The organism is Azovibrio restrictus DSM 23866 (genome assembly GCF_000429665.1).
In the GTDB taxonomy this organism is placed as follows: domain Bacteria; phylum Pseudomonadota; class Gammaproteobacteria; order Burkholderiales; family Rhodocyclaceae; genus Azovibrio; species Azovibrio restrictus.
Window position 1 is genome coordinate 128,056 of sequence record NZ_AUCH01000014.1, and the last position, 18,940, is coordinate 146,995.

General features: G+C 64.0%; 14 protein-coding genes. 13 read left to right on the forward strand and 1 reads right to left on the reverse strand.

The window, feature by feature from the left end:
• Positions 1–60: 60 nt before the first annotated feature.
• From G474_RS0112610 to G474_RS0112660, 11 genes are all read left to right on the forward strand, one after another.
• A complete protein-coding gene (locus G474_RS0112610; RefSeq protein WP_051282267.1) occupies positions 61–834 on the forward strand; it encodes a GntR family transcriptional regulator in 774 nt (257 codons plus the stop codon).
• 118 nt (positions 835–952) lie between these two features.
• Complete coding sequence (gene sdhC, locus G474_RS0112615) at positions 953–1,345, forward strand: succinate dehydrogenase, cytochrome b556 subunit (protein WP_026687296.1); 393 nt, start codon at positions 953–955, stop codon at positions 1,343–1,345.
• Entirely contained in the window at positions 1,339–1,686 is a 348-nt protein-coding gene (gene sdhD, locus G474_RS0112620; RefSeq protein WP_026687297.1) for a succinate dehydrogenase, hydrophobic membrane anchor protein, read from the forward strand. Before sdhC ends, sdhD begins: the two co-directional genes overlap by 7 nt.
• 2 nt (positions 1,687–1,688) lie before the next feature.
• Positions 1,689–3,473: a succinate dehydrogenase flavoprotein subunit gene (gene sdhA / locus G474_RS0112625; protein WP_026687298.1), complete on the forward strand. Its 1,785-nt coding sequence runs from the start codon at positions 1,689–1,691 to the stop codon at positions 3,471–3,473.
• Positions 3,474–3,485: 12 nt separating this feature from the next.
• Entirely contained in the window at positions 3,486–4,196 is a 711-nt protein-coding gene (locus G474_RS0112630) for a succinate dehydrogenase iron-sulfur subunit (protein WP_026687299.1), read from the forward strand.
• Positions 4,196–4,438, forward strand: coding sequence for an FAD assembly factor SdhE (locus G474_RS0112635; protein WP_026687300.1), 243 nt, complete (start codon positions 4,196–4,198; stop codon positions 4,436–4,438). The genes G474_RS0112630 and G474_RS0112635 overlap by 1 nt, the downstream gene beginning before the upstream one ends.
• A gap of 100 nt (positions 4,439–4,538) precedes the next feature.
• Positions 4,539–5,834: a citrate synthase gene (gene gltA, locus G474_RS0112640; RefSeq protein WP_026687301.1), complete on the forward strand. Its 1,296-nt coding sequence runs from the start codon at positions 4,539–4,541 to the stop codon at positions 5,832–5,834.
• A gap of 109 nt (positions 5,835–5,943) precedes the next feature.
• The gene (locus tag G474_RS0112645) at positions 5,944–8,769 is read left to right on the forward strand and encodes a 2-oxoglutarate dehydrogenase E1 component (RefSeq protein ID WP_026687302.1); all 2,826 of its coding nucleotides are present in this window, start codon (positions 5,944–5,946) and stop codon (positions 8,767–8,769) included.
• 21 nt (positions 8,770–8,790) lie between these two features.
• Entirely contained in the window at positions 8,791–9,984 is a 1,194-nt protein-coding gene (gene odhB / locus G474_RS0112650) for a 2-oxoglutarate dehydrogenase complex dihydrolipoyllysine-residue succinyltransferase (RefSeq protein WP_026687303.1), read from the forward strand.
• A 92-nt stretch (positions 9,985–10,076) separates the two neighbouring features.
• Complete coding sequence (lpdA, locus tag G474_RS0112655) at positions 10,077–11,501, forward strand: dihydrolipoyl dehydrogenase (RefSeq protein WP_026687304.1); 1,425 nt, start codon at positions 10,077–10,079, stop codon at positions 11,499–11,501.
• A gap of 125 nt (positions 11,502–11,626) precedes the next feature.
• Entirely contained in the window at positions 11,627–12,319 is a 693-nt protein-coding gene (locus tag G474_RS0112660) for a hypothetical protein (RefSeq protein WP_156919250.1), read from the forward strand.
• A gap of 37 nt (positions 12,320–12,356) precedes the next feature.
• On the opposite strand, the gene G474_RS22150 is transcribed toward G474_RS0112660, so the two are convergent.
• Positions 12,357–15,545, reverse strand: coding sequence for a bifunctional diguanylate cyclase/phosphodiesterase (locus tag G474_RS22150; RefSeq protein ID WP_051282268.1), 3,189 nt, complete (start codon positions 15,543–15,545; stop codon positions 12,357–12,359).
• Positions 15,546–15,662: 117 nt separating this feature from the next.
• On the opposite strand from G474_RS22150, the gene yoaA reads away from it, so the two are divergent.
• Positions 15,663–17,624 (forward strand): DNA repair helicase YoaA, encoded by a 1,962-nt coding sequence (gene yoaA, locus G474_RS20685; protein WP_043464284.1) that lies wholly within the window; start codon positions 15,663–15,665, stop codon positions 17,622–17,624.
• Positions 17,612–18,928, forward strand: a complete 1,317-nt coding sequence (locus G474_RS23435) for a hypothetical protein (RefSeq protein ID WP_026687306.1) — start codon at positions 17,612–17,614, stop codon at positions 18,926–18,928. Before yoaA ends, G474_RS23435 begins: the two co-directional genes overlap by 13 nt.
• Positions 18,929–18,940: the final 12 nt, after the last annotated feature.

Genomic DNA, 18,940 nt, shown 5'->3' on the forward strand with positions numbered 1-18,940 from the left:
GTCTTATATAAGATAGCAATAATTGGACGGCGCCCCGGAATTGTGTTGAAATCGCGGCCCATGTCCCGTCCCCCCCTCAAGCCCTCGAACCGCGCACCGATCCGTCAGGCCGCCATTTCGCCGACGTTCAGCCCCCTTTACCGGCAGATCAAGGAGCTGATGGTGCGGGCCCTGGGCGCTGGCGAGTGGGCGCCGGGGGCTGCCATTCCCAGCGAGTCCGAGCTGGCGGTGCGCTTTGGCGTCAGCCAGGGCACCGTGCGCAAGGCCATCGACGAGATGGCGGCCGAGAACCTGCTGGTGCGGCGCCAGGGCAAGGGGACCTTCGTGGCCTCCCACAACGACCCCCGTTCCTTCTACCGTTTCCTGCGCCTCACCCCCGACGATGGCGCCGTGCGCCAGGCCCGCAGCGAGCCCCTGTCCTGCCGTAATGCGGCGGCCACCGATACGGTGGCCCGGGTGCTGCAGCTCCAGGTGGGGGATCCGGTGGTGGTGCTGGAGCGTCTGCTCCGGTTCGACGGGGATCCTGTGGTGCTGGATGAAATCATCCTGCCGGCCGACATCTTCGGCACCCTCACTCTGGACATGCTCAAGCATGCGGACCGTTCCCTCTACAGCGTTTTCGAGAGCCAGTTTGCCGTGCGCATGATCCGGGCCGAAGAGCGGCTGCGGGCGGTGGCGGCCGATGCCCAGGTGGCTTCGCTGCTGGGGGTGGCGGAAGGTGATCCCTTGCTGCTGGTGGAGCGGGTGACTTACACCTACGGTGATCGTCCGGTGGAGTGGCGGCGTGGCCGCTACGCCACAGGCCATTACCATTATTTCAATGAGCTCAGTTAGGCCTGGAGAGCGATATGGGCGCTACAGTGCCGGTGCTTTGAATGTATAATTATGGCTCTTTTTTGTACCACTTCGCGCGGGTTTTCCGCGTCTTCCCCAATCTCCTAGGATGACGTTCATGGCAGAGATGAGCATCAAGAAACAGCGTCCAAAAAACCTGGACCTTACCAGTATCAGATTGCCCCTTCCGGGCAAGGTATCCATTCTTCACCGCGTCAGCGGCGCCGGCATTTTCCTCATGTTGCCCCTGCTGCTCTGGATTTTCCAGGCCAGCGTGACTTCCCCCGAGAGCTTTGAGGCCTTCAAGGCCGTGGCCAGCCATCCCCTGGCCAAGCTGATCCTGGCGGGCCTGATCTGGGCTTACATGCATCACTTCTGTGCCGGTATCCGTTTCCTGCTCCTGGATGTGCACGTGGGCGTCGAGCTGCAATCCGCGCGTCAATCCGCTGCTGTCGTTCTCGCCGTGAGCCTGGTGCTGACTGCTGTTCTGTGGGGGGTTCTCCTGTGGTAAATCGTATCGTTGTCGGGGCCCATTACGGCCTCAAGGACTGGATCGCCCAGCGGGCTACCGCCGTGGTGATGGCCGTTTATACTGCCCTGATCGTGGCGGTGATCCTGGTGGCGCGGCCCGCCGATTTCGAAGCCTGGCGCGCCATCTTCGCCCACGGTTTCATCAAGTTCGCCTCTTTCCTGTTTGCGCTCAGCCTGTTCTATCACGCCTGGATCGGCATGCGTGACCTGTGGATGGATTACATCAAGCCCACGGGTCTGCGTCTGGCCCTGCATGTGCTGACCATCCTGGCCCTGGTGGGTTACGCCGGCTGGGCTGCTTCGATTCTCTGGAGACTGTAAGCGTGAATATTCCTGTCCTCAAGTTTGACGCGGTGATCGTGGGTGCCGGTGGCGCCGGCCTGCGTTCCGCCATTCAATTGTCCGAAGCCGGCCTGAAGACCGCCGTGCTCTCCAAGGTTTTCCCCACCCGCTCCCATACCGTGGCTGCCCAGGGTGGCGTGGCCGCCTCCCTCGGCAACTCCGAGGAAGATCATTGGCGCTGGCACATGTACGATACCGTCAAGGGTTCCGACTGGCTCGGCGACCAGGACGCCATCGAGTTCATGTGCAAGAAGGCCGTGGAAGTGGTGGTCGAGCTCGAACACTACGGCATGCCCTTCGACCGTACCGACAACGGCAAGATCTATCAGCGCCCCTTCGGCGGCCACATGTCCAACTTCGGCGAGAAGCCCGTGCGCCGTTCCTGTGCTGCTGCTGACCGTACCGGTCACGCCATGCTGCACGCCATGTACCAGCGCAACGTCAAGGCCAACACCCAGTTCTTCGTGGAATGGATGGCCCTGGACCTGATCCGTGACAGCGAAGGCCATGTGGTCGGCGTTACCGCCATGGAAATGGAAACCGGCCAGGTGGTGATCTTCCACACCCGTGCCACCATCTTCGCCACCGGCGGTGCCGGTCGCATCTTCCATTCTTCCACCAATGCCTTCATCAACACCGGTGACGGCCTGGGTATGGCTGCCCGCGCCGGCATCCCCCTGGAAGACATGGAATTCTGGCAGTTCCACCCCACCGGCGTGGCCGGTGCCGGCGTGCTGATTACCGAAGGCGTGCGCGGCGAAGGCGGCATCCTGCGGAACAACAGCAAGGAACGCTTCATGGAGCGCTACGCGCCCAACGCCAAGGACCTGGCTTCCCGTGACGTGGTGTCCCGCGCCATGGCCACCGAGATCAAGGAAGGTCGCGGCTGCGGTCCCAACAAGGACTACGTGCTGCTGGACATCACCCACCTGGATCCGGCCACCATCATGAAGCGCCTGCCCGGCATCCGGGAAATCTCCATCCAGTTCGCCGGTGTGGACCCCATCAAGGAACCGATCCCGGTCGTGCCCACCTGCCATTACCAGATGGGCGGCATCCCCACCAACTACGCCGGCCGCGTCATCGTGCCCGACAACGGCAGCTTCGACAACGTGGTGCCCGGCTTCTATGCCGCCGGTGAGTGCGCCTGCGCCTCCGTACACGGGGCCAACCGCCTGGGGACCAACTCCCTCCTGGATCTGCTGGTGTTCGGCAAGTCCGCAGGCGACTCCGCCGTGGAAGACCTCAAGAACGGCAAGGCCCATCGTGACCTGCCCGCCAATGCGGCCGACTACTCCCTGTCCCGCGTGGCCGCCATCGACAGCCGCAAGGGTGGCTCCAGCGTCGCGGAAGCCCGTCTGGCCATTCAGCGCACCATGCAGGATCACGCCGGTGTGTTCCGCTTCAATGACATGCTGAAGAAGGGCGCTGCCCAGATTCTCGAAGTCGAGAAGCAGGTCCTGAACCTGGAAATCAAGGACAAGTCCCAGGTCTGGAACACCGCCCGGATGGAAGCCCTGGAAACCGAGAACCTGATCGAAGTGGCCAAGGCCACCATGATCTCCGCCGAGGCCCGCAAGGAGTCCCGTGGCGCCCACGTGCGCGACGACGCGCCGGATACCCCGGAATTCCCCAATGGCCGTAACGACAAGGAATGGCTGAAGCACACCATCTGGCATCGTGACGGCAACAAGATCGAATACAAGCCGGTCAATCTCAACCCGCTCACGGTTGAGACGGTCGCCCTCAAGACCCGGTCGTACTAATTGGAGTCCAGCATGACGAAACGCACGGTTCAATTCAGCATTTACCGCTACGATCCGGACAAGGACGAGCGTCCCTACATGCAGGACATCTCCGTGGAACTGGATTCCACGGACCGCAAGCTGCTGGACGCCCTGACCAAGTTGAAGGCCCTGGATGACGGCATTTCCTATCGCCGCTCCTGCCGCGAAGGGGTCTGCGGTTCCGACGCCATGAACATCAACGGCAAGAACGGCCTGGCCTGTCTGACCGACATCGACAGCCTGAAGCAGCCCATCGTGCTGCGGCCCCTGCCTGGCCTGCCGGTGATCCGCGACCTGATCGTGGACATGACCCAGTTCTTCAAGCAGTACCACTCCATCAAGCCCTACCTGATCAACAACGATCCGGCCCCGGAGCGCGAGCGTCTCCAGTCTCCGGAAGATCGGGAAGAGCTGAACGGCCTGTACGAGTGCATCCTCTGCGCCTGCTGCTCCACCTCCTGTCCCTCCTTCTGGTGGAACCCGGACAAATTCGTGGGCCCCGCCGGTCTGCTGGCTGCCTACCGCTTCCTGGCCGATACCCGTGACCAGGCCACCAACGAGCGGCTGGACAACCTGGAAGACCCGTACCGCCTGTTCCGTTGCCATACCATCATGAACTGTGTCGATGTCTGCCCCAAGGGTCTGAACCCCACCAAGGCGATCGGCAAGATCAAGGAAATGATGGTCAAGCGGGCGATCTGATGGAACGAGCAGCTTACGAGCGCCTGCGCTGGCGCAGTATCCGCCGGGGTCTGCTGGAGGTGGATATCGCCCTGACCCGCTTCCTGGACGAAGAGTTCGGGAAGCTGTCGGAAGCCGAGCAGCAGGCGTTCGCGGAGCTGGCCGATTATGAAGATCTGGAATTGTGGCATCTGATCAGTGGCCAGGCAGAGTGCGAAGATGCTCGCCTGGCCCCGATCGTCGCCATGTTGCGTAAGAGTTGAGTAAGGTAAGCGCTCTACCCTGAGCGTTTGCCTGCTTGATACTTTTGCTGATGTACCACTTTTTTGCAGTGCAATTCATCACCTGAACAGGGAAGACACTATGACGACCGAACGCAAGGCAACACTGAACATCGAAGGGCAAGGGCCTGTCGAGTTTCCGATCATGACCCCCACCCATGGCAACGACTGTATCGACATTCGTACCCTGGGCGGCAAAACCGGCTTGTTCACTTACGATTCCGGTTTTCTGTCTACTGCCAGCTGCAAGTCCAAGGTCACCTTCATCGACGGTGACAAGGGTGAACTGCTGTACCGTGGTTACCCCATCGAGCAACTGGCCGAGAACTGCAACTTCCTGGAAGTAGCCTACCTGCTTAAGAACGGTGAGCTGCCCAATGCCACCCAGAAGGTGGATTTCGAGAACACCATCAAGAAGCACACGATGGTCCATGACCAGCTGACCCGCTTCTACAACGGCTTCCGCCGTGATGCTCACCCCATGGCCGTGATGACCGGCGTGGTCGGTGCCCTGTCCGCCTTCTACCACGAAGCCATGGACTTCTCCGATGTGGAGCATCGCAACATCAGCTTCAACCGCATCATCGCCAAGCTGCCCACCATCGTGGCCATGGCTTACAAGTACAACACCGGGATGCCCTTCATGTATCCCCGCAACGACCTGGGCTACACCGAGAACTTCATGCACATGATGTTCGGCACCCCCTGCGAGGAATACAAGCCCAACCCCGTGCTGGTCCGCGCCCTGGACATCATCTTCACCCTGCACGCCGATCACGAGCAGAACGCTTCCACCTCCACCGTGCGTCTGGCCGGCTCCTCCGGTGCCAACCCCTTCGCCTGTATCGCTGCCGGTATCGCCTGCCTGTGGGGTCCTGCCCACGGCGGTGCCAACGAGGCCTGCCTGAACATGCTGGAAGAGATCGGTGACGTGTCCCGGGTGCCCGAGTACATCAAGCGTGCCAAGGACAAGAACGATTCCTTCAAGCTCATGGGCTTCGGTCACCGGGTCTACAAGAACTTCGACCCCCGCGCCAAGCTGATGCGCAAGGTCTGCAACGAGGTTCTGACCGAGCTGGGCCTGGAAAACGACCGCCTGTTCAAGCTGGCTATGGAACTGGAAAAGATCGCCCTGGAAGACGAATACTTCGTCGAGAAGAAGCTCTACCCGAACGTGGACTTCTACTCCGGCATCGTGCAGAAGGCCCTGGGCATCCCCACCTCCATGTTCACCTGCATCTTCGCCCTGGCCCGTACCGTGGGCTGGATGACCCAGTGGGAAGAAATGCTCACCGATCCCGAGTACAAGATCGGCCGTCCCCGTCAGCTGTACATCGGCGCTGCCAAGCGCGACGTGGTACCGCTGGCCCAGCGTTAAGCACCCCGGAAAAAAGGCGGCGCCTGCGCCGCCTTTTTTCCAATTCACCCCCGGCCACAAGCCGACCAATTCATAAAACAGAGAACCCATCCCAAAAGGGGACGAGATGATGATGCAGAAGCTCGAATCCACGCTTTTCTTCGGTGGCAATGCGCCTTTCGTCGAAGAGCTTTATGAAAACTATCTGGAAGACCCGGCCTCCGTGCCGGAACAGTGGCGCGCCTACTTCGACAAGCTGGCCCAGCAACCCGGCTACGTGGCCAAGGATGTGCCCCACGCCCCGGTGATCGCCGCCTTTGCCGAACAGGCCAAGCAGGGCGGTTTCCGCCAGGCTGCTCCTGCTGCTGCCGATGACGGCAAGCAGGTTTCCGTGCTGCAACTGATCAACGCTTACCGCTTCCTGGGCAACCGCAAGGCTGAACTGGACCCCCTGAAGCGCCTCGAGCATCCTGCCGTTCCCGAACTGGACCTGTCCCACTACGACCTGTCCAACGCCGACCTGAACCGCAGCTTCAACACCGGCTCCTTCCGCATGGGCGCCGACCACGCCCCCCTGAGCAAGATCCTGGAAGCCGCCAAGGAGACCTATTGCGGCTCCGTGGGCGTGGAATACATGTACCTGACCTCCACCCAGGAAAAGCGCTGGATCCAGGAGCGCCTGGAGCCGATCCGCGCCCGGGCCACCTACAGCAAGGAAGACAAGAAGCGTCTGCTGGAGCGGGTGACCGCGGCCGAGACCCTGGAGCGCTACCTGCACACCAAGTACGTGGGCCAGAAGCGCTTCTCCCTGGAAGGCGGCGAGTCCCTGATCGCCTCCATGGATGAACTGATCCGCGAATCCGGTATCCATGGTGTTCAGGAAGTGGTGATCGGCATGGCCCACCGGGGCCGCCTCAACGTGCTGGTGAACACCCTGGGCAAGAAGCCCTCCATGCTGTTTGCCGAATTCGAAGGCAAGAAGGCCTCCGACCTCTCTGCCGGCGACGTGAAGTACCACATGGGCTACTCCTCCGACGTGGGCACGCCCGGCGGTCCGGTGCACCTGACCCTGGCCTTCAACCCCTCCCACCTGGAAATCATCAACCCGGTGGTCGAAGGCTCCGTCTATGCCCGTCAGCTGCGCTACGGTCCCGACGGCAAGAAGAAGATCATTCCCGTGCTGATCCATGGGGACTCCGCCGTGGCTGGCCAGGGCGTGAACCAGGAAATGCTCAACTTCGCCCAGACCCGGGGCTACGGCACTGGCGGCACCATCCACATCGTGGTGAACAACCAGATCGGCTTCACCACCTCCGATCCTCGCGACTACCGTTCCGGCTACTACTGCACGGAAATCTTCAAGATGGCCGAAGCCCCGATCTTCCACGTCAATGGTGACGACGTGGAAGCCGTGGCCCTGGTGACCAAGCTGGCCGTGGATTACCGCCAGCAGTTCGGCAAGGACGTGGTCATCGACATCTACTGCTACCGCAAGCTGGGCCACAACGAGCAGGACGAGCCCATGGTGACCCAGCCTCTGATGTACAAGAAGGTGCAGGCTCACCCCGGTACCCGCAAGGTCTACGCCGACAAGCTGGTGGCCGAAGGCACCCTGGCTGCCGACGAGCCGGACAACATGATCAAGGAATACCGGGCCCACCTGGACAAGGGTGAGCTGCTGTACAACCCGGTTCTGTCCGACTACAGCCGGACCCACGCTCAGGACTGGAAGCCCTACCTGACCAAGAAGTACATCGAGACCTGCGACACCAAGGTGCCCGCCAAGGAAATCGCCCGTCTGTCCGAGCGGCTGACCGCCCTGCCGGACGGCTTCACCCTGCACAGCCGGGTCAAGAAGATTGTTGAGGACCGGCGCGCCATGGGCGAAGGCAAGCTGCCCTTCGACTGGGGCATGGCCGAGAACCTGGCCTACGCCACCCTGCTCACCGAAGGCTTCGGTGTGCGCCTGTCCGGCGAAGACGTGGGCCGTGGCACCTTCTTCCACCGCCATGCCGCCTTCCACGACCAGAATCGGGCCCACTGGTCCGAGGGGACCTACCATCCCCTGGCCAATCTCCAGGAAAAGCAGGGCCGTTTCCAGTGCTATGACTCCGTGCTCTCCGAAGAGGGGGTGCTGGCCTTCGAATACGGCTACGCCACCGCCGAGCCTAACGAACTGATCATCTGGGAAGCCCAGTTCGGCGACTTCGCCAACGGCGCCCAGGTGGTGATCGACCAGTTCATCTCCTCCGGCGAAGCCAAGTGGGGCCGTGGTTGCGGTCTGGTGATGCTGCTCCCCCATGGCTACGAAGGCCAGGGCCCCGAGCACTCTTCTGCCCGCCTGGAACGTTACATGCAGGCCTGTGCCGAAATGAACATGGAAGTGTGCGTGCCCACCACGCCCTCCCAGATCTACCACCTGCTGCGCCGTCAGGCCGTGCGCAAGCAAAGGAAACCCCTGGTGGTGATGACGCCCAAGTCCCTGCTGCGCCACAAGGACGCCATCTCCTCCATGGACGAGCTGGCCAACGGCGAATTCAAGCGGGTCATCGGCGAAGTGGATGCCATCGACGCCAAGAAGGTCACCCGGGTGGTGCTCTGTTCCGGCAAGATCTACTACGATCTGCTGGCCGCCCGGCGGGAGAAGAAGCTCAACAACATCGCCATCGTGCGTATCGAGCAGCTCTATCCCTTCCCGGAAGAGTCCTTCGCCGCCGAAATGGCCAAGTACCCCAAGGCTACCGAGATCGTCTGGTGCCAGGAAGAGCCCCGCAACCAGGGGGCCTGGTACTGGTTCGCTTCCCGTCAGCACCTGGCCCGCTCCGTCGGTCCCAAGCAACACCTGCTGCTGGTCGCCCGTCCCGCTGCCGCTTCCCCGGCCGTGGGCTACCTGGCCAAGCACAATGAGCAACACAAGGCATTGATCGAGTCCGCCATGGGCAAGATTGACTACTAAAACAAGATACGAGGAGTGAATATGATCATCGAAGTCAAAGTCCCGCAGCTCTCCGAATCCGTTGCCGAAGGCACCCTGGCCTCCTGGAAGAAGAAGGTTGGCGAAGCCGTCGCCCGTGACGAAATCCTGATCGACATCGAAACCGACAAGGTCGTGCTGGAAGTGCCCGCCCCCGATGCCGGCGTGCTGGTGGAAATCATCAAGGCCGATGGCGATACCGTCGTCTCCAATGAGCTGATCGCCAAGATCGACACCGCTGCCGTTGCCGCCGCGGGTGCTGCCGCTCCTGCCGCCGCCGCTGCTGCGCCTGCCGCCGCTCCGGCTCCGGCCGCTGCCGCTCCGGCTGGCACCGCCAGCCCCTCCGCCCGCAAGATTCTGGACGAGAAGGGTATCGCCGCCGCTGACGTGGCCGGCACCGGCCGTGGCGGTCGCGTCACCAAGGAAGACGCCGTGGCCGCCGCCCCCAAGGCTGCTGCCAAGGCCGCCGCGCCTGCCGTGGCCGTGCCCCTGGGCGAACGTGCCGAACAGCGCGTGCCCATGAGCCGCCTGCGCGCCCGCATCGCCGAGCGCCTGCTGCAGTCCAAGAACGAAAACGCCATCCTGACCACGTTCAACGAAGTGAACATGGGACCGATCATGGCGCTGCGTAAGCAGTACGGTGAAAAGTTCGAGAAGACCCACGGCGTGCGCCTGGGCTTCATGGGCTTCTTCGTCAAGGCCGCCTGCGCCGCCCTGGAAAAGTTCCCCATCCTGAACGCTTCCGTTGATGGCAACGACATCGTCTACCACGGCTACATCGACATCGGTATCGCTGTCGGTTCCCCCCGTGGCCTGGTGGTGCCCATCCTGCGCAATGCTTCCGAAATGTCCATCGCCGACATCGAAAAGCAGATCGCCGAGTTCGGCAACAAGGCCAAGGACGGCAAGCTGACCATCGAAGAACTGACCGGTGGCACCTTCTCCATCTCCAATGGCGGTGTGTTCGGCTCCATGCTTTCCACCCCCATCATCAACCCGCCCCAGTCCGCGATCCTCGGCATCCATGCCACCAAGGACCGGGCCGTGGTCGAGAACGGTCAAGTGGTGGTGCGCCCCATCAACTACCTGGCCATGTCCTACGACCACCGCATCATCGACGGCCGTGAAGCCGTGCTGGGTCTGGTGACCATGAAGGAAGCTCTGGAAGATCCCACCCGCCTGCTGCTGGGTGTGTAAAACCTGTCACCACAGAGGCACAGAGACGCAGAGATCAACCCTCTGTGAGCACTCTGTGCCTCTGTGTCTCTGTGGTTAGTTGAGGATTTGATATGTCCAAACAATTCGACGTGCTCGTCATCGGTGGTGGCCCCGGCGGCTACGTGGCGGCCATCCGCGCTGCCCAACTGGGTTTCAACACTGCCTGCTGTGAATCCAATCCCTATGCCGACCCCAAGGGCGAACCCCGCCTGGGCGGCACCTGCCTGAACGTGGGCTGCATCCCCTCCAAGGCCCTGCTGCACACCTCCCACCTGTTCGAGGAAGCTGGTCACGCCTTCGCCGACCAGGGCATCAGCGTGGGCACCCCCAAGATCGACGTGCCCAAGATGATCGCCCGCAAGGCCGACATCGTCACCAAGCTGACCTCCGGCATCAAGGGCCTGTTCAAGAAGAACAAGGTCACCTCCCTGAACGGCCACGGTGCCTTCGTGGGCAAGGAAGGGGACCTGTGGAAGGTCAAGGTTGGCGCCGAGGAAGTGCTGGCCAAGCAGGTCATCGTCGCCACCGGCTCCAAGGCCCGCCACCTGCCCGGCATCGCCGTGGATAACCAGATCGTCTGCGACAACATTGGCGCCCTGGACATCAACGCGGTGCCCAAGAAGCTGGCCATCATCGGCGCCGGCGTCATCGGCCTGGAGATGGGTTCCGTCTGGCGTCGCCTGGGTTCCGAAGTCACCGTGCTGGAAGCCATGCCCGACTTCCTCGCCGCCGCCGACGCGGATCTGGCCAAGGAAGCCCTGAAGCTTCTCACCAAGCAAGGTCTGTCCATCAATATGGGCGTCAAGATCGGTGAGGTGAAGGCCACCAAGAAGGGCGTTTCCATCGCCTACACCGACAAGGATGGCAAGGACACCAAGCTGGATGCCGACCGTCTGATCGTCTCAGTGGGCCGCGTGCCCAACACCGACGGCCTCAATGCCGAAGCCGTGGGCTTGAAGCTCAACGAGCGCGGCATGGTGGAAGTAGACGGCCACTGCAAGACCAACCTGCCTGGCGTCTGGGCCATCGGCGACGTGGTGCGCGGTCCCATGCTGGCTCACAAGGCCATGGAAGAAGCTGTCATGGTCGCCGAAATCATGGCGGGGCAAGCGGGCCACTGCAACTTCGACACCATCCCCTACGTGATCTACACCGCCCCCGAAATGGCCTGGGTGGGCAAGACCGAGCAGCAGCTGAAGGCCGAAGGCGTCGCCTACAAGGCGGGCAAGATCCCCTTCCTGGCCAACGGCCGGGCCCTGGGCATGGGCGCTCCCGAAGGCTTCGTGAAGATGCTGGCCTGCGCCAAGACCGACCGCATCCTGGGGGTGCACATCATCGGTGCCGGTGCCTCCGACCTGGTGGCCGAAGCCGTGGTGGCCATGGAATTTGGCGGTGCTTCCGAAGACCTGGCCCGCATCTGCCATGCTCACCCGACCCTGTCCGAGGTGATGCACGAGGCTGCCCTGGCCTGCGACAAGCGGCCCCTGCACTTCTGATTGCCGGATTCCGGTGCATCAGCCAAAGGCGGGGCAACCCGCCTTTTTCTTTTTGCTGATGGAAAAACAGGGACTTTGAGCTACCATGGGAGTGTGTAGTCCGTTTCACCAGTAGAGGCAAGATCATGGAACTCGCTCGTTTAGGTTTGCAAACCGCCTACGGCAACTCGAATGCCACCACTGCCGGTAATGCCCTCTCCGGTGCGGGTGCGGCCAGCCGCCCCGAGGGTGCCCGTGAAGCTGCGGAGAACGAGAGCGCGGCCCCCCCTGCCAGCACCCGTGTCAGTCTGAGCCCGGCCGGCCAGTCCCGCCTTGCGGCGGAGCAGCAGGCCAGCGCCCAGGTCCAGGCCACGGCGGCCCAGGAATCGGCTGCCGTGCCCCAGAACATTCCGGTGCAACAAAACCAGCAGGCTGCCCAGGGGGGGAACGAGCCCAACTACACGGCAGGCGCCACTCCCACCCAGGCCGCCGCCCAGCCCCTGCAGAGCGCCAGCGTCACCACGCCTACCGGCAGTGCCGTGCCGGCAGCTACTCCTCCCGCCTCCAGTCCTGCTGAAGAAGCCAGCGAACCTGCTGCCACTCCCCAGGTGGTCGGTTCCGGGGCTGCAGCCACGACCCGCGCCAGCCAGTCGCCGGATACCGGCAACAGCTCTGGCTCAGCCCCTGACAGTCAGGCTGCGCCGGTGCGGCAGCAGACCGAGCAGGTGGCCCAGCAGGAGCGGGCCCGCCAGGATGACGCGGCCCGGTCCCGTCAGGATGTCAGTCCCGTGCTGGCCCAAGGCGGGGTGGCCGCTTACCGGGAAGTGTTGTCCATCTGATCTGAGTTGTTCCCCGGGGAGCCGATCTGCGCTCCCATCAAGCTTCGCCGCGACTGCCCTCCAGCAGCGCGGCGAAGTCGTTTTCAGGCATGGGTTTGCCGGTCAGGTAGCCCTGGACCTGGTCGCAGCCGTGGCGCAACAGGTAATCCCGCTGGGCCATGGTTTCCACACCCTCGGCCAGAGTGGATAAGCCCAGGGCCCGGGCCATGTCGATGATGGCCCGGGTGATGGCGGCGTCGTCCTGGTCCGCGGGCAGGTCCTGGATGAAGGAGCGGTCGATCTTGAGCCGGTCCAGGGGGAAGCGTTTCAGGTAGGAGAGGCTGGAGTAGCCGGTGCCGAAGTCGTCGATGGCCAGGCTGACGCCCATGGCTTTGAGGGCCTGCAGTTGCTGGGTGATCCGGGTTTCGTCCTCGGCCAGCACGCTTTCCGTGACTTCGATCTCCAGGAGCTCCGGGGCGATGGCACTCTGCTCCAGGGCCTGGGCCACGCTGCGGGTGATGCTGCCGTTGCGGAATTGCAGGGCCGAGACGTTCACGGCCACCGGCCTTACCGGCAGGCCGGCCTGTTGCCAGCGGGCAATCTGCTGGCAGGCTTGATGCACCACCCAGTCGCCTATGCTTTCGATCAGGCCGCTTTCTTCGGCCACCGGGATGAAGCGGGTCGGAGGAACGGCCCCCAGCTCCGGGCTGGTCCAGCGCAGCAGAGCTTCGCTGCCGGTCAGGGCTCCGCTTTCCAGGTCGAACTGGGGTTGGTAGTGGAGGCTCAGCTGGGATTGGGCCAGGGCCTGGCGCAGCCCCTTTTCCAGCAGCAGGCGTTCGTTGAAGCGCTCGTTGATGGAGGGGGTGAAGAACTGGCAGTTGTTCCGGCCCTGCTGTTTGGCGTGATACATGGCCGCTTCGGCGTTCTTGAGCAGGGTTTCCACATCGTCCCCGTCGCCGGGGAAGAGGGCGATGCCGATGCTGGGGGTCACCGACAGGAGCTGGTTGCCCAGCTGGGCCGGGGCGCCGATGTGGCCGAGGATCCGGCGGGCCATCAGGGCCGCCTGATCGGCGCTGTCCAGGTCGGTGAGCAGAACCGCGAATTCGTCGCCTCCCAGGCGGCTGACCGTGTCCCGGGCGCGGATGCACTGGTGCAGGCGCAGGGCGGTTTCGATCAGGAACTGGTCGCCCACCCCGTGGCCCAGGGAGTCGTTGATGATCTTGAAGCGGTCCAGGTCCAGGCACAGTACGGCCAGCATGTCGCCATCCCGGCGGGCCAGGGGCATGGCCTGCTGCAGGCGTTCTCCCAGCAGGCTCCGGTTGGGCAGGTTGGTGAGCGGGTCATGTTCGGCCAGGTGGCGTACCCGGGCCTCGCTGTCCTTTTGTGCGCTGATGTCCGAGAAGGCGGCGATGTAGTGGGTGGTGCGGCCCAGGGGATCGGTGATCCGGTTGATGTTGAACCAGGCAGGGTAGAAGCTGCCGTCCTTGCGCCGGTTCCAGATTTCTCCGGACCAGGCCAGTTCATGCTCCAGGGCATACCAGATGGCTTCGTAGAATTCCGGGCCGTGGCGTCCGGACTTGAGGAACATGGGGTCCCGTCCCAGCATTTCCTCCTGGGTATAGCCGGCGATGCGGGTGAAGGAGTGGTTGGCCGCCATCACCCGGTTGTCCTTGTCGCACACCAGCATGGCTTCCTGGCCGCTTTCGAAGACATGGGCGGCGAGCCGGGAATGGGCTTCCTGTTCCTTGCGCAGGCTCACGTCCCGCAGGATGGCGCAGCTGTAGCTGTGTCCCTGGTAATCGGCGGGGGCCAGACTGATTTCCAGGGCATATTCCCGCCCCGCCGGGTCCTGGTAGTCGATTTCCACCGACTGCTGCCGGGGCAGGCCGCCCAGTTCCGGCAGTCCCAGTTCGGCCATGCGGGTGCCGGGCAGCTGTTGCCGCTGGAAGAATAGTTCTGCGGTCCGGTTGGCGTAGACAATGCGCTCTTCCTCGTCCAGCAACAGGCAGATGTCGCTGGCATGGTCCATGAGGAACTTGTTGAAGTGGAGCTGCTGGTTACTGGCCTCCAGGGCCTGGTTGCGTTCCGCCAGGGTCTCCTGGTAGCGCTGGAACAGCCCCTTGAACCAGCGTGAATAGAGAGCCGAGAAGGCCAGGGCCAGCAGCGCCGCCAGGGCCAGGATCAGGAGGCTGCCCAGCAGGGACTGCTGCAGCTCCCGGGCCTGGCGCCGGGCCTGTTCTTCCAGGGTCTGGCTGATCTGGTCCAGATGAATGCCGCCCACCAGAATCCAGTTCCACTCGGGAATCACCTGAACGTAGGACATCTTGCGGCTCAACTTCCCGGTGCCCGGGTTGACCCAGTCATAGCGCACCATGCCGCCCCCTTTTTGAGCCTGGGCCAGGATGGCCTGGATGGCAGCCTGTTCCGAGGGGGGCAGGGCGCTGGGGGGCTGGTGCTCGGAGGCGGGCCGGGAGGGGGAGAGCAGGGGCGTGCCATCCCGGGCGAGGATGGCCACATAGCCGTCTTCGCCGAAGCTCAGGGCCCGGACCCGGGCCAGGGCTTCCCGCTGCAGGGTTTCCTCCACCTTGAAAACGTATTCCCCGGTTCCTACCAGCCAGCCGTAGGGGGCAAACACCTGGGCATAGGCGATCTTGTCCTGCATGCCGCTGCGGCCGTTCACGTACCAGCGGTAGCGGGCGAAACCGGCCCCCTCGGGGTTATCCACCGCCCGCAGGAGCTCGCGCATGATCAGGGTGCCCTGGTCATCCTGGTTGTTCAGCAGGGAGCTGCCCTCCCGTTCGGGATTGATGGGCAGCAGGATGCAGTTGCCCTGCAGGTCATCGATGAAGTAGTAGCCCCGGCCTTCCAGAAAGCGGATGGGGCGCAGGCTTTCCGCCAGCAGCCGGCGCAGATCTGCCTCCGGCATGCGCTTCCTGTTGAGCTGGTAGAGCTGTTCCAGCAATTGCAGGGCCTGGTGCACCTGGTCCTGGATCTGTTCCTGGAGCACGCTTTCCGTGCGGGAGCGCATGTGCTGCAGGTAATTGCCCACCTCCTGGACCTGGGCCTGGAGCAGGGCCTCCTGCTGGCGCAACAGCTCGGTTTCCAGGCGGCGGCTTTCCGCCTGCTGGGAGAAATGGCTGGCCACCGTGAAATACACGCCGGGCAGCAAGGTCAGCAGCAGGGCCAGGGCCATCATGCCCCAGCGCTGCAGGCGGGGCAGGCTGCGTTCGTCGATGCGGATGTTCAAGATGGAAGGTGGGAGGGTTTATGACTAAAGTCGTGATCCGAGTATAAACACTTTCAGCTTTCTGCGGAGAGGTTCCGATCTGCTAACATTCTGGCCACTCTGCGAAGGCCCCCCGACTTGGACTCCCCGAATTCCCTCAGCGCCGCATTTTCTCCTTCTGGTTCCCTGGCGACCGCGATCCCCGGCTTCCGGGTGCGCCAGCAGCAGGTGGAAATGGCGGAGCGCATCCTTGATGCGATCCGTCACCAGAAGGTGTTCATCGCCGAGGCGGGCACCGGCACCGGCAAGACCTTCGCCTATCTGGTGCCCGCCCTCTCCGCTGGCGGCAAGGTGATCATCTCCACCGGCACCAAGACCCTCCAGGACCAGCTCTTCAACAAGGATCTGCCCCTGGTGCGGGATGCCCTCAAGGCGCCGGTGCAGGTGGCGCTCCTGAAGGGTCGGGCCAATTACGTCTGCCACTATTACCTGAAGCGGGCGGTGGAGGAGGGGCGTTTTCACAGCCGGGAGGAGGTCAGCCACCTGGCCAAGATCCAGCGCTTCTTCAAGGTCACCCGCACCGGTGACAAGGCCGAATGCGGCGACGTACCCGAGAGTTCGCCGGTCTGGAACGCGGTCACCTCGACCCGGGACAACTGCCTGGGCCAGGAATGCCCGGACCACAAGGACTGCCACGTCATGGCGGCCCGGCGCGAGGCCATGGAGGCGGACCTGGTGGTGGTCAACCACCACCTGTTCTTTGCCGACGTGATGCTGCGCGACGAGGGCATGGCTGAACTGCTGCCGGCCTGCAACACGGTGATCTTCGACGAGGCCCACCAGCTTCCCGAGGTGGCCACCCTGTTCTTCGGGGACAACGTTTCCACCTCCCAGGTCATCGACCTGGCCCGGGATGCCAAGGTGGAAGGCCTGGCTTCGGCCCGGGACTGCCTGGACCTGCAGAACATCCTCCCCGGCCTGGAAAAGGCGGCCAAGGACCTGCGCCTGGCCGTGGGCGTGGACAGCGGCCGTTTCTCGGCCCAGCAGCTGGAGGAAAAACCCGAATTCCTGCCGGCCCTGGAATACCTGCTGCAGCTCCTGGAGCATACCGGCGCCATCCTGGAAACCCAGGCCCAGCGGGCCGAGGGCCTGGAAAAGTGCTGGCAGCGGGCGGTGGAGCTGCGCCAGCACTTCGCCGCCTGGCAGGAAGGCAGCGGTGAGGGCATGGTGCGCTGGGGTGAAGCCTTCAGCCAGTCCCTGCAGCTCAATGCCACCCCCCTGTCGGTGGCCGACATCTTCAAGAAGCAGATGGGCGGGCACCCCCGGGCCTGGGTGTTCACCTCTGCCACCCTGGCGGTGCAGGGGCGCTTCAACCATTACCAGGCGGAGCTGGGCCTGTGGGACGCGGAAACCGGCTTCTGGGAAAGCCCCTTCGATTACGACCGCCAGGCCATCCTCTACGCCCCCCAGGCCATGCCCGAACCCAACTCCTGGGGCTATACCGACGCGGTGGTGGAAGCCGCCCTGCCGGTGCTCAAGGCCTGCGGCGGCGGTGCCTTCTTCCTGTGCACCAGCCTCAGGGCCATGCGCCGCACCCATGAGCTGCTGCAGCAGTTTCTGGAGGAGGAAGGGCTGGAGATGCCCCTGTTCCTCCAGGGAGAGAGCGGCAAGAACGAGCTGCTGGAGCGCTTCCGCCGGGCCGGCAACGGCATTCTGGTGGGCAGCCAGAGTTTCTGGGAAGGGGTGGATGTGCGCGGTGAGGCCCTGTCCCTGGTGGTGATCGACAAGCTGCCTTTCGCGCCCCCCGACGACCCGGTGCTCTCGGCCCGGATCGAGGAGATGAACAAGGCCGGGCGCAACGCCTTCGTGGAATACCAGCTGCCCCGGGCCGTGATCAACGTCAAGCAGGGCGCCGGCCGCCTGATTCGCACCGAGTCGGACCGGGGCGTGCTCATGATCTGCGACCCGCGCATGCTCAACAAACCCTATGGCAAGCGGGTCTGGCGCAGCCTGCCGCCCATGAAGCGCACCCGGGAACTGGCCGTGGTGCTGGACTTCTTCCGGAACCCCGGGAACATGGAACCCTCATGCAAGACCTGATCGCCTCCCTGCCGGGAGACAGCCGCGCGGCGGCGAGCCGCCTCAACCGGGAATGCGTCTGCCTGTCCACCGACCAGAAGCTCCTGCAGGCGGCCCTGGAAGCTGGCGGCGGCCTGGATTACCAGGCCCTGCGCCATACTCATCCCCATCTCTTTTCCGACACCGTGGTGTTCGTGGGCCAGGCCTGCCTGGGGGCCATGGCTGCCCTGGTGGCGGCCATTGAGGCGGTGACGGCGCTGCCCGCTTACCGGGAAGCGGTGCTGGCCTGGGCCCCGCCCATCGCCCGCCACGATCCCGGCCATCCGGGGGTATTCCTGGGCTATGACTTCCACCTGGACCAGGGCGGCCCCCGGCTCATCGAGATCAACACCAACGCCGGTGGCGGCCTGCTCAACACCCGCCTGGCCCTGGCCCAGCGGCAATGCTGCGGCGCCCTGGCGGAGCTGCTCGGCGGTCCCCGGGACGGCCGGGCCGTGGAAGCGGAATTCCTCGCTATGTTCCGGGAAGAGTGGCGCCTGGCCCGGGGCGGGCAGCCCCTGGCGCGGATCGCCATCGTGGACACGGATCCGGCCAGTCAGTACCTGGCCCCCGAGTTCGAGCTGTTCCGCCAGCTCTTTGCCGCCGCTGGCCTGGATGCGGTGATCGCCGATCCCCGGGAACTGAGCTGGGACGGCCGTTGCCTGCAGCACGCCCGGGGCCCCGTGGACCTGGTCTACAACCGGCTCACCGACTTTGCCCTGGCAGAGCCGGGCCAGGAAGCCCTGCGCCAGGCCTGGCTGGCCGATGCGGTGGTGCTCACCCCCCACCCCCGGGCCCACGCCCTGTATGCGGACAAACGCAACCTGATGCTGCTCTCCGACCCGGCCTGGCTGGCCACGGCCGGGGTGCCCGAGGCCCTGCAGCGCACCCTGCTGGCCGGCATTCCCCGCACGGTGCCGGTGGATGCTGCCCAGGCCGACTATTTCTGGCAGAGCCGCAAGTCCTGGTTCTTCAAGCCGGCGGCTGGATTCGGCAGCCGTGCCGCCTACCGGGGCGACAAGCTGACCCGGCGGGTGTTCGAGGAAATCCTGGCCGGCAACTACATCGCCCAGGCCCTGGTGCCCCCTTCGGAGCGCCGCCTGGAAGTGGCCGGCGAGGCCAGGGACCTGAAACTGGATCTGCGCAACTATGTCTACCAGGGCCGGGTGCAGCTGGTGGCGGCCCGGCTCTACCAGGGACAGACCACCAACTTCCGCACCCCCGGAGGCGGTTTCGCCGCTGTTCTGGAAGTGCCGGAAGTGCACAAGGAGGGGGCGTCGCCATGAACCGCAAAACCT